At 40.7% G+C, this 14,333-nt stretch carries 12 protein-coding genes; 4 read left to right on the forward strand and 8 right to left on the reverse strand.

The window, feature by feature from the left end; translation table 11 throughout:
* Positions 1-357 precede the first annotated feature (357 nt).
* The 4 genes from DI060_RS16050 to DI060_RS16065 all read right to left on the reverse strand — a co-directional run bounded on the left by DI060_RS16050 (position 358) and on the right by DI060_RS16065 (position 2,680).
* Positions 358-783 carry a PH domain-containing protein gene (locus DI060_RS16050; RefSeq protein WP_108977931.1) on the reverse strand — a complete coding sequence of 142 codons (426 nt, stop codon included), beginning with the start codon at positions 781-783 and terminating at the stop codon, positions 358-360.
* A gap of 143 nt (positions 784-926) precedes the next feature.
* Positions 927-1,346, reverse strand: coding sequence for a MaoC/PaaZ C-terminal domain-containing protein (locus tag DI060_RS16055; protein ID WP_108977932.1), 420 nt, complete (start codon positions 1,344-1,346; stop codon positions 927-929).
* A gap of 17 nt (positions 1,347-1,363) precedes the next feature.
* Positions 1,364-1,801, reverse strand: a complete 438-nt coding sequence (locus DI060_RS16060; protein ID WP_108977933.1) for an FAS1-like dehydratase domain-containing protein — start codon at positions 1,799-1,801, stop codon at positions 1,364-1,366.
* Between the two features lie 12 nt (positions 1,802-1,813).
* On the reverse strand, positions 1,814-2,680 hold the full coding sequence (locus DI060_RS16065; protein WP_108977934.1) for an alpha/beta hydrolase: 867 nt from the start codon (positions 2,678-2,680) through the stop codon (positions 1,814-1,816).
* 143 nt (positions 2,681-2,823) lie between these two features.
* Between DI060_RS16065 and DI060_RS16070 the strand changes: the two genes are divergently transcribed.
* From DI060_RS16070 to DI060_RS16080, 3 genes are read left to right on the forward strand one after another with little or no spacing between them, the layout of a single operon-like run.
* On the forward strand, positions 2,824-5,937 hold the full coding sequence (locus tag DI060_RS16070; RefSeq protein ID WP_135355077.1) for a beta strand repeat-containing protein: 3,114 nt from the start codon (positions 2,824-2,826) through the stop codon (positions 5,935-5,937).
* A gap of 26 nt (positions 5,938-5,963) precedes the next feature.
* Positions 5,964-8,264, forward strand: coding sequence for a sulfatase (locus DI060_RS16075; RefSeq protein WP_108977936.1), 2,301 nt, complete (start codon positions 5,964-5,966; stop codon positions 8,262-8,264).
* A gap of 50 nt (positions 8,265-8,314) precedes the next feature.
* On the forward strand, positions 8,315-9,580 hold the full coding sequence (locus tag DI060_RS16080) for a lysophospholipid acyltransferase family protein (protein WP_108977937.1): 1,266 nt from the start codon (positions 8,315-8,317) through the stop codon (positions 9,578-9,580).
* Between the two features lie 3 nt (positions 9,581-9,583).
* Here DI060_RS16080 and DI060_RS16085 read toward each other — a convergent pair whose 3' ends face one another.
* Entirely contained in the window at positions 9,584-10,927 is a 1,344-nt protein-coding gene (locus DI060_RS16085) for an OmpA family protein (RefSeq protein ID WP_244594453.1), read from the reverse strand.
* Between DI060_RS16085 and DI060_RS16090 the strand changes: the two genes are divergently transcribed.
* A complete protein-coding gene (locus DI060_RS16090) occupies positions 10,926-11,843 on the forward strand; it encodes a phosphate ABC transporter substrate-binding protein (protein WP_108977938.1) in 918 nt (305 codons plus the stop codon). The two genes, DI060_RS16085 and DI060_RS16090, sit on opposite strands and share 2 nt — an antisense overlap.
* Here DI060_RS16090 and DI060_RS16095 read toward each other — a convergent pair.
* Genes DI060_RS16095 through DI060_RS16105 form a run of 3 tightly spaced genes read right to left on the reverse strand, consistent with a single transcriptional unit; the run spans position 11,821 to position 14,317 of the window.
* Positions 11,821-13,290: an adenylate/guanylate cyclase domain-containing protein gene (locus DI060_RS16095; RefSeq protein ID WP_108977939.1), complete on the reverse strand. Its 1,470-nt coding sequence runs from the start codon at positions 13,288-13,290 to the stop codon at positions 11,821-11,823. The two genes, DI060_RS16090 and DI060_RS16095, sit on opposite strands and share 23 nt — an antisense overlap.
* On the reverse strand, positions 13,287-13,808 hold the full coding sequence (gene hpt, locus DI060_RS16100; protein ID WP_108977940.1) for a hypoxanthine phosphoribosyltransferase: 522 nt from the start codon (positions 13,806-13,808) through the stop codon (positions 13,287-13,289). The genes DI060_RS16095 and hpt overlap by 4 nt, the downstream gene beginning before the upstream one ends.
* Positions 13,805-14,317: a SixA phosphatase family protein gene (locus tag DI060_RS16105; protein ID WP_108977941.1), complete on the reverse strand. Its 513-nt coding sequence runs from the start codon at positions 14,315-14,317 to the stop codon at positions 13,805-13,807. Before DI060_RS16105 ends, hpt begins: the two co-directional genes overlap by 4 nt.
* Positions 14,318-14,333: the final 16 nt, after the last annotated feature.

A 14,333-nucleotide genomic window follows, 5' to 3' on the forward strand; every position in this document is an offset into this window, starting at 1 on the left:
CCCCATCTATCTGAGAGACAATTTGATTAGACCTTAGCAAAGCAATGCAATCTTTTTTTAAACATTACGACTGCTATTTGAACATCTAACCATAGTATATTTTACACTATATTTCTGTTTACCGGACAAACTAAGAGCGAACGGTAATTTTTTTTGCGGAATCGATAGCAATGGAAATCCTTTCGTGAAGCGAAAGATTGGAGCGTAAAGCGCGGTCGATTTGGAATCGATTTCGAATGAGCTATCATTTCGAGGCTCCAAGAATCGATTCGAAGCAAAGATATTACGTTCGTTATGCGAACATGTCGTAATTTTTAATCGATTTATATTCCCAAATCGGCTACGCAAAGATTTGGATTATTCTAAATGCGGTTGGAAACTTGGCAAAAAGAATTGGTAATCTTTTTTTCCAATTTGGATCATTCGAAACGTTTCTTCTTCTGTTTCCAAATGGATTTGTCCAAAAAACCAACCAAGTTTTGAAGCTGTGTTTTTTAATTTTGCAAATTCAATTGGGATTTGCGTTGCTTTTCCTAACATTGGATTACGGAGCAAGTGGATCTGTTTGTTCGTGAGAACCAGTAACCATTTTCCAGCTGTATGCTTTTGTTGTTTCGTTTCCAAAAGGCCAATGGTATACCCTTGGATGGTTTCATCCTCTTGGAGGAACTGGTGGAGGATTTTAAATTCCGGCACATACAAAAATAGAACATCGACATTGATTTCAGGGTGATTTGTAAGTAAAGATTGGATTTGAGATTTGATTTGGTCCGACGTTTGCATAATATTCCTTTCACCTCAACGTAGAAAGTGCCAATTCTGTATGTTTGTTCCAACTTTGGCAATAAAAAAGGCACCCAACTTTCGTCAGATGCCTTTTGAGACGTAAATTAAATTTTCTGATTCTTATTTTAGATTCAAAATTTCTAAACTGCTCTCACGACTAAATCGCCACCTGCTTTTACTTCACCTGCTTCGTTTTTTGCTTCGACCAAAACAGTGACAGTTTTTTTGCCATCTTTTTCAAATTTCTTTTTGATGGTTCCTACACAAGTGAGCTTTTCACCTAACTTGGTCATAGCTTTGAAGGTTACTCCAAAAAACTCTATGTCCTTTTGGTCTGCCCAAGATGTACATAGCCTTCCAACCTGCGCCATTACATACATACCATGTGAAATGGTACCATCTAATCCAGCTTTTCTAGCAAAGTCAGGATCGTTGTGGATCGGATTGAAGTCCCCAGAAGCTCCCGCATAACGCACTAAATTTGCATGTTCAATCACAGGCACATCAATCGGAGGAAGAGTTTGCCCTACTTCTACTTTATCAAATTCTATTTTAGCCATTGTAAGTTCTCCTATGATTAGTCTTTACGAATGAAAATCGCCATCTCAGCAGAGAGAATAGGATCATTTTTTTCATCGTATATCGTAGTTTTGAAAGTAACGATTTCTGCTCGACCCGTTTTGACATCGGATATTTCAGATTGTGCGTACACTTTGCCCGGATACAAAACTTTGTGGTAAGTATACTCTTCTTTCAAATGGAGGATTTTGGAAAGGTCGATCCCAAGCTCCGCCATATCGTTCCAAATTTTTGGATATCCCCAAAACATAATGACAGTGGGAAAGGTAGGTGGAGCAGGAACATCAGAGTAACCTGCTTTTTTTGCTTCTTCAATGTCAAAGTAAATGGGATTTTTTTCGTTGATCGCTAAACAAAATTCTTTGATCTTTCCGCGTTCTACGGTGAAATCAAAACGATCTAGTTTTTTTCCAACGATATCTTTTGTAACAGCCATTGGCTTTTCTCCTTAGTGTTTATCGAGCCATGCAACTAACTCTTTCAAGACGATCGCTCGTTCTTTAGGGACCTCGTTCATGGTTTCATGGTACAATCCATCAAATAATTTCAAAGTTTTGTCTGTAGATGCTAACCTTTCGAAAGCATCAATGGTTCCAGTTGATATCGCAATTTGGTCTTCCTTTCCATGGAACATATAGATGGGAAGTTTGATTCTGGTTGCAGTATTCAAAGCGAGTTCATAACAATTGAGTAAAAAATCGCCAAGGTAAGTGGAGACATTTCCGTGAACCAAAGGATCTTTTACATAGGCTTCTACAACAGATTTGTCATGAGAGAGCATATTGACATCCAATCCAGCAGGAATGGTAAGAGTTGGAAGGACCTTTGCTAAGAATCCGCCCATAGCTTTTTTGACATCCATAACAAAATCAGTTTGTACTTTGATCGGGAGTGCACTTGTCACAAGCGCATCTAAATCATCTTGGTAGTTGTCGGTGCCTGTATAGAGAAAGGTGATCGCCGCGCCCATGGAATGGCCAAGAAGAGTAACTTTCTTTACGCCTTCTTTTTGTTTGGCGATTTCGATTAATTGTTTTAAGTCAGTAAAAAAATCGGAGATGTGATTCACAACGCCTCTACGGCCATCGGACTTACCATGCCCCCTTGCATCGATTAGGTAAACGGCATAGTTTTTTGAGGAAAGGGCTTCCAATAAGTTTGTGTATCGGCCCCCATGCTCGCCAAATCCGTGGTGGACGACCATGGCTTTTTTGGCTCCAGACTTTGGTCTGTATACCTGGTAGTAAATTTTGCTGCCATCTTTGCTTTGGAAGTTGGACTCTTCCCGATTGTATGCGGATTCCCAATTGCTCATAGAATGCTAGGCTCGTGAACAGAAAGGGAAAAAGAAAGAACTTTTCCAGAGAGCTCGTCGTTTCTCCTGAACGGTTTGGATTCTCTGGACAAAAATAAGGCTCTTAATTGTTGTACATATTGAGTGAGCGGATTCTAAAGATTATGTCAATTCAGAAGGTTTGTAAGCGATGTGTTTCCCTACTGATGATGCTGGCTTTCAGCTCTTGCCTACCCCAGGTAGAACGCAGTTTAGTTGAGCTTTTAAGTTTTGCTAGGGCCCAAGGCGGCAATGGGAAAGTCTTTGTCTCTGTCACATCCGTTTTAGGTTCTGGACTGGTTCTCTCTTTGAACGGGGCTGAAGACCTAAGCGTTTCCGCAGATGGAGAGTATTCCTTTACCCGTACCCTCAGAGCATCGGAAACTTACGAAGTCACTGTCAAAACACAACCCAATTCCCCAATACAAAATTGTGTCGTGACGGGAGGATCGGGGACCTATGTCTCTGGTGAAGTGCGCTCGGTCTTGGTGAATTGTGGTTCAGCTTTGTATGCTTTGAGTGGCACCATTTCAGGGCTCCTTGGTTCTGGACTGACATTGGCAAATGGCAATGACCGCCAAACTATCAGCGCAAACGGAAGCTTTTCCTTCACAACCGCTTACGCTGCCGGAACAGCCTATTCCGTTACAGTTGCCACTGCCCCCATCCATCCCTCCCAATCTTGTGTGATTACAAACGGGCAAGGTACAATGCCGTCGAGCAATGTGACAAACATCTCCATCACATGTACGACGACCGGTTATGCGATCCGTGCTACTGTTTCGGGGATAGCTTCTGGTTCCCTCACTTTAACAAATAACGCATCTGACAACCTTGTCATAGGTGGGAATGGTAGCTTTGTCTTTCCGACAGATGTCAATATAGGATCTACATACTCAGTCCTTGTGACCTCTGCGCCAAGTGGGCATACCTGTGCTCTAACTGGGAATACAGGAACGATCGCAGCAGCAGATGTAAACATTACGGTGAACTGTTTTACTTTGCTTGCGACAAGCCCAGCCAATCTTTCCGTACTCCAACCGAACCAAAATATAGTTTTTCAGTTTTCTGCACCAATAACTATAGTTAGCTGCTCATTAGGAACAGGAAATCTCACAACAGGCGGGACTCAATCTTTTGCCGTTTCTACGATCAATATCACCAATGATACCTTAGTCCTTTCCACATCCACAACTTGGAATCCAGCTTCGGTTGTGCAACAAATCAATTGTACGAGCGCTGCGGGCAATGCATTAGCAGCCGGGACCTATACATTCCGATTTGTCATCCCATCAACAGTATCTTATGTAAGCCAAGCTTCTGGCAATGATGTCAATGCAGGAACTACGCCCGCAACTTCCGTACGGACGATCCAAAGAGGCATTGCAGTCTTGGGTGCCTGTGGAACACCACCTTGCGTTGTATATGTGGAAGATGGAACCTATGAAGCCAATGATTTTGGCCAAGATTTCATTACAGTTGTAAATGGCATTTCGTTATATGGCGGTTATACTGCTGGTTCCTCTTTTGCAACGAGGAATGCTGGGGCTAGACAAACCATAGTTAGAAACACGAGCCCTCCCGCATCCTGCACAGGTGCCACCTTTCCAAATACTGCCTGCCGAACCATTTTAGTCCCGAATACTGTTACCAATATTACGTTTATTGATGGCTTTCGGATAGAGGGAGCGAGCCATTCTTCTGAGACCGTTGGGATTGCTGTTGCTGGAGGAAGGCCCATCATTTCCAACAATACCATCGTGGGTGGTGCTGCTACAGCCTCTGCTGCTGTTCTCCTCTTTAACTTCGGAGGAAGTTCAATAGCCGATACTACTCAAGGTGCATTTACCCAAAATACGGTAACGGGTGGTTCCTGTACAGCAGGCAACTGTGTGACAGCAGGTGTTGCCTATTTTGCCACGACAGCTTCTCTCTTTCCTTTTGTCCAATTGAGTACAATCACTGGCGGAACTTGTTCCACAATCGGGTGCAAATCGTACGCATTTTATATGCCTACAGGAAACAATACAGACCTCACCGCAATTCGATTCAATACCTTCACAGGGGGTTCGATCACAACCTCTGTTGCCAGTTCCGAAAGTGCTGGTTTTTATGTAGGCAGCAACACGACTACAGGGAAAGTATATGGCAACCAAATCAATGGTGGATCAGCGGAAACGTCCATGGGTGTGTATCTGAATACTACCACCTTGCCATTGTTTATTGGTGATGATGTCTCTCGGACAGGAAATTCCATTTATGGAGGGGTGGCCAGCTCATCCACTTACGGCATTCGATCGAACCAAAGTGGAAATTTTTTCTCAAACTCAGTGCATGGCGGAAATGTAAGCTCATCCACAACGGGAATTAGTTATGGGATCTTTGTCGGTTCAGGTGTGGTGGCTCTAAATGGAAATCGTATTTACGGAGGTACGAGCACCTGTAGTGGTGGTTCCGCTTGTGCAAGTTATGGTGTCTTTTTCACAAATTTAGGATCTGGAAGCAATTTGGTCCGAAATCATATATCCGCAGGACAGTCATCAAACACAGGTTCAAGCAATGCCTACACCGCCGGTATGTTCTTAAACCAAGTAAATAATACTCCAGTTTCCATATTTAATAACATGGTCGATGGTGGCTCAAGTTCTGTGGCTATATCAGCAAATACGGCACAGTCGTATGGAGTGACACTTAGTAACAACACAATACTCACAGGGGTATACTACAATACTCTTTATTCAGGAACAGCAGAAGATATTTCCGCGCCATTGCACTATGAGTCTACCGCTTCTCGTTTCGGCGATATCCAAAACAATATTTTGTATACGCAGGTAGGTGCGAGTACTCGGATTTGTTTGGACCACAAAGGCACTACCGAAAATACAAATTTAACAACACTGAGAGGAAATGTTTTCTTTGGTTGCCCCATCCTCGTCAGATTTCCAAGCATCCAAGCAAACTCCATTTGTGCAGGAGGTGTTGTGAGCGATGGGGCTTGTGCCACGACCAATATCTCTACTCCGTCTACTTTGAATGTCTATGTTGATCCGGTATTGGCCGCACTGAGTACTTCTTATGGAATGCTATACCGATACTTCACATCGGCATCACCCTGTTCCGCTACTAGAATTGCCAACACACTTGCCAATCCGACTACCGATGCCTTTGGGAATGCAAGGCCTGGATCTGATACTTTCGTTAGTGCAGGACCGCTGGAATACAACGGGACTTGCCAATGAGGCCTGGCAATTTAGCTTAGGCTAAAATGGATTACTTTTCCGGTTCCCATCTGAATGCCAAAATTGGTATCCTTGCCATTCTCTTTTGTTTGCTCTTTGCAGGATGTAAAGAGAAAGAGGAAAGTCTCTCCATTGCCTATGATTTGGTTTTGGACTTGGAAAAAGAAACAACTTCTTTCCAAGGACAGTTTGTTGCAAACGATCCTTTAGTTTACCATTGGAAAAAAAACCCAGGTAGACAGACCTCGCTACCAACTAAACGCAAATGGCAAAATACCCAAATCACTTTCAATACAGATAAAGAACTATTTATCAACCACTCTCTAGATGCGATTTATTTTCCACCAAATACAAGTTATGAGTTTGAGATTAAGGAAGGTCAATATACCTTCGAAGCCTATTATGGATTGTTAAAAGGCAATCCCAATCAAAAAAATTCTGAAGGTGAATTGGCCATTGAAGTAGATGGTATAGTATTAGAAAAGAGGGACTGTAAGGACCAGATGGTAGAATCCTGGAATCGTCTTTCAAAACCTCTCAAGATTTCCAAACGGATCAAATTGATTTGGAAAAGCAACTCTGACCACTTATTTTTAGGTAGGCCACTGTTACTCAAAACGAATGCGGAGACAAAATACAATGTGATTTTCATCGTTTTGGACAGTGCCAGAAAGGACTTTTTTCAGACCTATGGATTCCCATACCCCATAACACCAAACATGGATGCCTTTGCAAAAGAGTCTGTTGTCTTCGAAAATCCTTTTTCAAATGGGAATTGGACAAAGCCATCCATGATGTCTTTTTTCCATTCTGAATACTCCTCTAATTTAGGTTTGGGCAACTCATGGTTTACAACAAAACCATACCAAAGGGTTGTTTATTATGGAAAACCTAGATATAATTTAGCAAATATTATGCGAAAAAATTCTTATGTAAGCCAGACTATTATGAACAATGTCTTTTTCCTGGATTATACCACTGTAGGAGTTGATTTAGGGTTTCACGACTCTTTTCAGGTCGGAATGGATATATTGGATACAGAAGTATTAACAAACCAAGCCATACAATTTGTAGAACAAAATAAGGAAAAAAGCTTCTTTTTACATTTTAATCTCAATACACCTCATGCCTCGTATTCACCACCTCCTGAACATATGAAAGCGGTTCGGGAGCTGATTCCCTCTCAAGAATTTTATCGATTTGAATCACCAGTGCAGCGTTATATGGGGGAATTACACTATACGGACCGAGAAGTCAATCGACTCTTCTCAAAATTGAAAGAATTGGGATTGTATGAAAAAAGTTTAATCATTCTCACGGGAGATCATGGGGAGTTATTTAGCCCTCACCATGATTATAGCTATCATTTCATAATGCAAACTCGGTTTGGACATGGTGAGACCCACTATGATGAAGAAATCAACGTGCCTTATTTTATCAAATTGCCTAATGATTTGGTTCCAAAAAAAAGATTCATCCCTGGACAAGTATCTTTACTTTCAATCCTTCCGACCGTTCTTGGCCTTTTGGGGATCAAACAAGATATATATGATTTTAAAGGTATAAACTTTTCTGAATGTATTTTAAATGATGAACCTTGCCCAAAAGAAAATACAATTTATACGGAAGGCCGTATGTCAGAATCTATGCGCACAGCAAGCTACAAATATATCCGTCGATATCCTGGTTTTACAACCGTAAGGCGAACGGTAGCAGGCGAACCTCATTTTATGATGGAAGAGTTATACGATTTAGTAAAGGATCCGGAAGAAAAAACAAATTTAGTTCCAATAGATGAGAGTCATCCATTGTTAGTTAAAGCCAGAAGCGAATTTCTGGATTCCAGATTTTTAAATAGGAATCGAATCAAAATCAAAATTCCAGCCTGTGAAGATGATGCCTGCAAAGATAGAGTGATCGTAAATGTCTTAGGCTCTATCTACCAGTACGAAAGTTCTGCAGATGTAAAGTTTTTGTCCTCATCTGCAAAGAATTTGCAAATGGAGATAGTGACAAAAAAAAATCCCATCGATATTACGATAGAGACTGTAAATCCAGAATTTGAGACTAGGATCCAATGCTATCGCAATGGTAGATTCTGGAACTATCGGACAGGAAGGTGGGGGATTGAGGGCTTGAACCTTCCCAGTACCATCCCTAAAGAATTTATTCTTTCAGACGCGACTCCTTTGGGCTGGGAGAGCAGTCATTTGCCTTGGGTCTATAATGATGGTTCCTTTAGTGGAGGAGCTGAATCGAGTTCACAACAAGAGATGGGCAAAGAGGTCAAAAAGATTCTTTCAACTTGGGGTTACATACACGAGTAAAAAAATGCTTTAACTCCAAGTCCAACGGTCGAATGTATAGACCAAAGTTTATGAAAGCATCTTTTATCCCGCCCGCTTTTGATTTACCCTTTGCCTGGACACTTGATCTGAGCTTTCCCTTCATTGCAAAACTATTATTTAATTTAGATAGCATCCAAATTCACAAAGATGACCAACATTTGATATCAGGATTAAAAAATAAAAGACTACTTTATCTATCAAACTATCCAACAAATCTTGAACCAGCTATCGCTTATTATGTGGCGAATGAAATGGGATCACGTTTTCATTTTATGGCATCCAGGAGTCTTTTCAATTTAGGGTTTGGAGTGATTGGCGAATTGATCAAACGTGTGGGGGCATTCTCCATCATTACTGGAAGTGCCGACAGAGATGCCATCAAAATGGCTAGAAAGATTTTATCGGAGCCAGCTGGAAAACTCGTTCTCTATCCAGAAGGGATCATGTCGGGTGAGAATGACAATCTCGCATCCTTTCTTCCTGGAGTTGCACAGATTGCCTTTGGCGGTTTAGAAGATGCTCTAAAAAAAGACCCAAGTGCTGAGCTAATCGTACAACCAGCTTTCGTGAAGTACCTAATCTCGGGAAGTAAAGAATCGATCCTCAGAGAGATTGAGAATTCACTTCAGAGAATCGAAAGGAAACTGAGACTATTTCCTGGAGGTCGCACCATACTGCGAAGGTTTTTGACAATAGGAAGAGTTCTCTTAGAAGAAACGGAATTTGAGTTAGGTGTTCCAAAATCAGAAATCGAAGGTAAGGATTTTGACTATCGTTTAGGTAGAGCTCGGCACACTGCATTGAACCAGGCAGGAAATATCCTCAACATAAAATTTAAAGATACAGACCATGCTATAGATAAAATACGTCAGTTGCTTGCTGTTTTAGATCATTTAGATACTGATTTTCAGTTTGCAAAAGAGAAGGGTTTAACACCCCAAAACATCCGTCGGGCAAGACAATTGGTAGACACAGCTTATACCTTTATCATTACAAAACCAAAGAATTTAATCCAATTTCCGAGTGCAGAACGTTTGATGGAATGGATAGGTAGCTTCGAAAAACATGTATTTGGCAAATCTGGAGATAGAGCAAGGAAAGCCGAAGTTCTTCTTGCACCGTCCTTTTCCTTGAATGAATATCTCAAAACCTACCAAAGCAATAAACGAGAAGGAATTTCTCATCTAATGACTGATATACGAAATTCTATGGAAACTTTAGTTGAAAGAGGAAGAAATTTAAGTGAACCAATCGTTCCTCCTTATTCAGTTGGTTTGGATTTACATATAGGATAGCTTTTAATCTAATATGATTGTGATATCAACGCGACGGTTTTTTGCGCGATTTTCCTCTGAATCATTGCTCACTATTGGTTGAGTATCAGCATATCCCTTAAACGAAATTTTGCTCTCATCCATTCCATGTTTTTGCACAAGTTCTTTTAGGACTGATTTTGCTCTTTCTTCGGAAAGCCTTTCATTGTATTCTTTTTTTCCGATATTATCTGTATGACCAGAAACTCTGATTTCTCGATCAGGGTATTTTTTTAAAATGGATGCAATCTTTTTTACAGCTTCTTCTGCTTCTTCCTTAAGTTTTGATTCATTAAAATCAAACAATATCGAATCCAAAGAGAAGGTGACACCTTCCTCTGTTTGTCTCACAGTAACAGGTGTTTCTTTGTCTTTCCCCGGTGTGTCACCTGACACGATTAGATCTTTTAAAACGTCTGCAGTGACTTTTTCTTTTTCAAGGGGATTTAAACTTTTTCTGTATTGGTAGATCCCTTTGATATCATAGTTTGCTTCTTGGATAGTCCCGTCCGCAAGGATGAAGGTATACGAAAGTTTTACCTCTTTATATTCAGGAAGTCCTTTTTCAACGTTGAAAAAAACAGACCCTCTTGCAAAACCAAATATTTTTACTGGTGCCTGTCCTCGTGTTTTCCTTTCCTCACGTGCATCGTAAAAAATAGGATAGGTGTAGGTGATTTTTTCTGCATTCCCAGAGTTATTTTGGAATTGCCAACGACTTCTCCCAAGCAACATATACTCCGGTTCGACCTTTACCTTAATTCTTTCTCCGTTAAAATCGAAAGACTCCTCTGCTGGTAATTTCCAGCTATCACCCGTTTGGATGGGTGCATCTGGAAAGGTTGGGAAACTCCGAAGGTTTGGCATGATGTATTCATCAGGCACAACATATTTCCCATTTCTAAAAATCGTAAATTTTGATTCGAAGGCCTTATCTTTTTGGAAAGGACCCTCAGTTTTTCCATAACGAATGTATGTATCGAAGAAAGAAAATACATCACAAGCATTGTTGTCACATCGAAGCGTTTTTAATAAGACGCGATTTCTATCCTCACGAGCTATGCTCCGGTTTCCCATACGAAAGATGACATCGTGGTATTCATTCAGTTCAAGAACTTGTCCCTCATTCCATTTCCAACGAAACAAAAAACTAGGGGAGTCGCTCGCAAACAAACAGGAGAAGGATAACAATAGACTAAAAAAAAGAAATCTCTTCACCTTCTCATCATCGGGGTAAAATCCGAAAAGATAATAATTTGTTAAAAAATGAACGGGTTTTTTTTTCAGATTGACGTCTCTTTTGGAACAAGGCATTCCGATTGGTAACATGAGACACCTTCAAATCCTGTTTTACATTTGTGTGACAACCTTCCTTTTTTCCTGCAAAGAAAAAGAATCCTTAAAGATTGCTGGATCAGAGACTATGAATTCCATGTTTCGGTATTTAGCAGCCGAGTATGAAGAGAGCCATTCCTCTATCAAAGTTACGGTTGAAGGTGGTGGCTCAGAATCTGGGATCGATCGCCTGCGAAAAGGCGAGATAGATTTAGCGATCTCCTCTCGAGATCTGAACCAAGCAGAGTTTGATGATTTACGCAAGACCGGTAATTTAGACAAAGTTCGTGTTGCCTACGATGGAGTCGCCATTGTTGTAAACCCTTCCAATCCAGTCGCTAAATTGCATCTGAGCCAAATCTCCGATATACTTTCCGGAACAGCAAAGAATTGGAAAGAGGTGGGAGGTTCTGATGCTCCGATACAGTTAGTCATTCGCAATGACAAATCGGGTACGCAAGACTACATAGAGAATCATATTCTCCGCCAAAAAGATTTATCACCTGCAGATTTTGAAAAACACAAATCAAGAAATTTTAGTCCAACAGCAAAGATCGTTAAAGACAATGCAGAGATGGCTAAGTTTATCAGTGAGAACCCCAATGCTGTTGGTTATATGGGTATGGGGAGCGCAGTGATTGACAACAAAGACAAATTAAAATCTTTAGAGTACGCAAAACGACCCAATGATCCCTATGTGACACCATCTATTAAAAATGTATATGAAAGAAAGTACAGACTGTCTAGAGAATTGTTTGTCGTTTATAAAACAGATCAGGGCGGAAAGATCGACGAGTTCATAACTTTCATCACTGGTGAACAAGGGCAGGCTCTGATTTTAAAATCTGGTTATCTAAGAGCTAGTCTACCGGAAGTAGAGGTCAATGCTACTGTGGAGCAACCGAAGTAGCATTCGAAAGTTTGAACACAGTGGTCGGTACACCAACTCCTTTTAATCGGGCACTGTGTTTTTCTATCGTAAATCCCTTTTCTTGGATTTGGTCTTGGCTACCTGGCGCATTCCAGACCGATTCTGAAATCCATATTTCCCCTGAGCTTGCCAATCCTTGCACCCTTGCTGCAATGTTCACCGATTGTCCAAAATAATCCAATCTCTCGTCGTTGATCACGGCAAGAGCTGGTCCTTCATTCAAACCAACTTTTAGGCCGATTTCATGGCCTTCCTGTTTCCAAGAATCATTCATTTTATCAATTTTTTGTAACATTTCAGCAGATGCCATTAGCCCATCCAGAGGTGAAGAAAATGTAGCCATGATAGCATCTCCCATTGTTTTTACAATGGCACCCTTGAACTCTCTAACAGTATCTGTTAATATTCTAAAATGCTCTTGTACTAATTTATAAGCAAAGAGATCACCGGCTTTGTCATACATCTCTGTAGAGCCTCTAAGGTCGGTAAACATAATGGTAAGTGATTTTACATTTAAATTGAGGTCGGGTGACAATTTGTGGATTCTGAAGAGTTCGCGAAAGGATTGGTTGTTCAATAGTACCTTTGCAGTCAAAAAAGGATCTACCTTTGTTGGAAATGCAGTATAAATTTCGTTCAATCGGTCTGGATTTGGAGTGATTACTTGGATTCCAGCATGCCAGCGAGATCGATTGTGTATCTCAAATGTGTAAGTCCCTGGTGGTAAGGATTTCGTCTTTGGTAAAAAACCCGAGTCTAGGAGATCCACTACTTGTATTTCCGGCTCAGGGTTGGCATTTGGGTCAACGCTAAAAAAGACTGCGGCATTACGATCAATAGATACAATTTGTACAACTTTTCCCTGTTCAGCATCTGCTTTCAGTGTTACTGTTACCTTTTTTTCTGTTTCAGGTTCCAATGGAAAAAAATCACGAACCGTACTTTGTATCCAAGATAGCAATTGTGAAGATTTATTAAAATTGGAAGAAAAGTAATAGCGATAGTAGGCATCAATATTGACAAAAGGGTTCACTTCCTCCTCTCGAAGGGAAGGGTGCAATTCAAAGGCAACCTCAACTTGGTCATCTAACAGAGTTGGGATAGAGACATTACAGGCTACACAATGAAATTCTTTATTCTGGATCTCATCTAATTTATGATGAGTGTGTACGATACCGCCACAGAGCGGGCAAAGTAGATTGTAAGCAAAATCAAAAAGGCCCACTTTCGTTGCATGGACAAAGAGATCGATACTTTCCTCTTCAGAAACATTCTGATCTTTGGCAAATCGCAAAGGATTAACACGAAGTAATTCTGCTGTAGCAGATTTTCGTATATAACCTTCGGCCTTACTCAAAAGCTCTGGTCTTAGTTTTGGAAATAACCTGAGATTTTCAAATTTTTGTGTGAGGATTGCATCTTTCATTGCAATTCATTAGACTCGTAGATTCCCACATACGGAAGATTTCTATACTTTCCCGCATAGTCTAAGCCGTATCCTATCACAAACTCATCTTGAATCACAAAACCAGGGTAGTGGACAGGTATCGTCTTTTTCGCTTTTTCCTTTTTCCAAAAGAGAGCAGCTATGCGAATCTCTTTTGGATTATATTGTTTCAATGCATTCCAAAGAAATTCTATTGTATTTCCCGTATCGACTATATCTTCCACAAGGATTATGTTTTGGTCTCTGATTTTTTCTTTTGGAGTTTTTGTGTATTGTACATTTCCCGAGGAACTTGTACCGTCCCCATATGAACTGACTCCAATGAAATCAACTTCATGTGGGATGGCAATTGATCTACAAAGATCGGCAGTAAAGATAAATCCGCCATTTAAGACGCCTAACAGGAGTAATTGCTCACCTAAAAAATCTCTAGCGATCTCTTTACCTATCTCCTCGACACGCGATTTTATCTGTTGTTCTGAATAGAGAACTTTCATTCCTTACCCAATTGGCCTGGAATCCAAAATAAAGTCAATGCCGCCTTTCCCCACTCCACTTCTTTCCAAGTGTTTGCGGCAAACTGCAAACCAACGAGTGCCGAAGTAGGAAATTTTGAAAAGAGCGACCGTTCAGGATTTCCTCTGAGTAAGCCAGTTGCAAATTCTTCTAGACCAGGATTATGGCCAACAATTAGAACAGATCGTACGTATTCAGGAACTCCATGGACTAAAAACAAAAGATCCTCTGCATCCGCTTCATAAATCGCAGGTTTAAATTCTGGCTTTGGCAATCGAATCATATCTTTTCTGAGTGCGTGGTAGGTTCGCTCAGTACGTACGGCAGGAGATACGTAGGCTAGATCGATTTGGAACTTAAAATCTAATAGAAAGTTTCGAAGGGCTTTTGTTTGTTTTTTCCCACGATCAGAGAGGTTACGCTCCTCATCAGACTCGTATGCTTCATCCCAATCCGATTTTGCATGCCTGAGTAAATATAAATGTTTCATAAAGATAATTATATTT

The sequence above is a fragment of the Leptospira ryugenii genome (assembly GCF_003114855.1).
Lineage (GTDB): Bacteria > Spirochaetota > Leptospiria > Leptospirales > Leptospiraceae > Leptospira_A > Leptospira_A ryugenii.

Excerpts from the sequence above, each read along its gene's own strand:
- DI060_RS16075 (WP_108977936.1), top strand. The coding sequence starts at position 5,964 with ATGGATTACTTTTCCGGTTCCCATCTGAATGCCAAAATTGGTATCCTT.
- DI060_RS16050 (WP_108977931.1), bottom strand. The coding sequence starts at position 783 with ATGCAAACGTCGGACCAAATCAAATCTCAAATCCAATCTTTACTTACA.
- hpt (WP_108977940.1), bottom strand. The coding sequence starts at position 13,808 with ATGAAAGTTCTCTATTCAGAACAACAGATAAAATCGCGTGTCGAGGAG.
- DI060_RS16095 (WP_108977939.1), bottom strand. The coding sequence starts at position 13,290 with ATGAAAGATGCAATCCTCACACAAAAATTTGAAAATCTCAGGTTATTT.
- DI060_RS16070 (WP_135355077.1), top strand. The coding sequence starts at position 2,824 with ATGTCAATTCAGAAGGTTTGTAAGCGATGTGTTTCCCTACTGATGATG.
- DI060_RS16060 (WP_108977933.1), bottom strand. The coding sequence starts at position 1,801 with ATGGCTGTTACAAAAGATATCGTTGGAAAAAAACTAGATCGTTTTGAT.
- DI060_RS16090 (WP_108977938.1), top strand. The coding sequence starts at position 10,926 with ATGAGACACCTTCAAATCCTGTTTTACATTTGTGTGACAACCTTCCTT.
- DI060_RS16080 (WP_108977937.1), top strand. The coding sequence starts at position 8,315 with ATGAAAGCATCTTTTATCCCGCCCGCTTTTGATTTACCCTTTGCCTGG.
- DI060_RS16105 (WP_108977941.1), bottom strand. The coding sequence starts at position 14,317 with ATGAAACATTTATATTTACTCAGGCATGCAAAATCGGATTGGGATGAA.
- DI060_RS16085 (WP_244594453.1), bottom strand. The coding sequence starts at position 10,927 with ATGTTACCAATCGGAATGCCTTGTTCCAAAAGAGACGTCAATCTGAAA.
- DI060_RS16055 (WP_108977932.1), bottom strand. The coding sequence starts at position 1,346 with ATGGCTAAAATAGAATTTGATAAAGTAGAAGTAGGGCAAACTCTTCCT.
- DI060_RS16065 (WP_108977934.1), bottom strand. The coding sequence starts at position 2,680 with ATGAGCAATTGGGAATCCGCATACAATCGGGAAGAGTCCAACTTCCAA.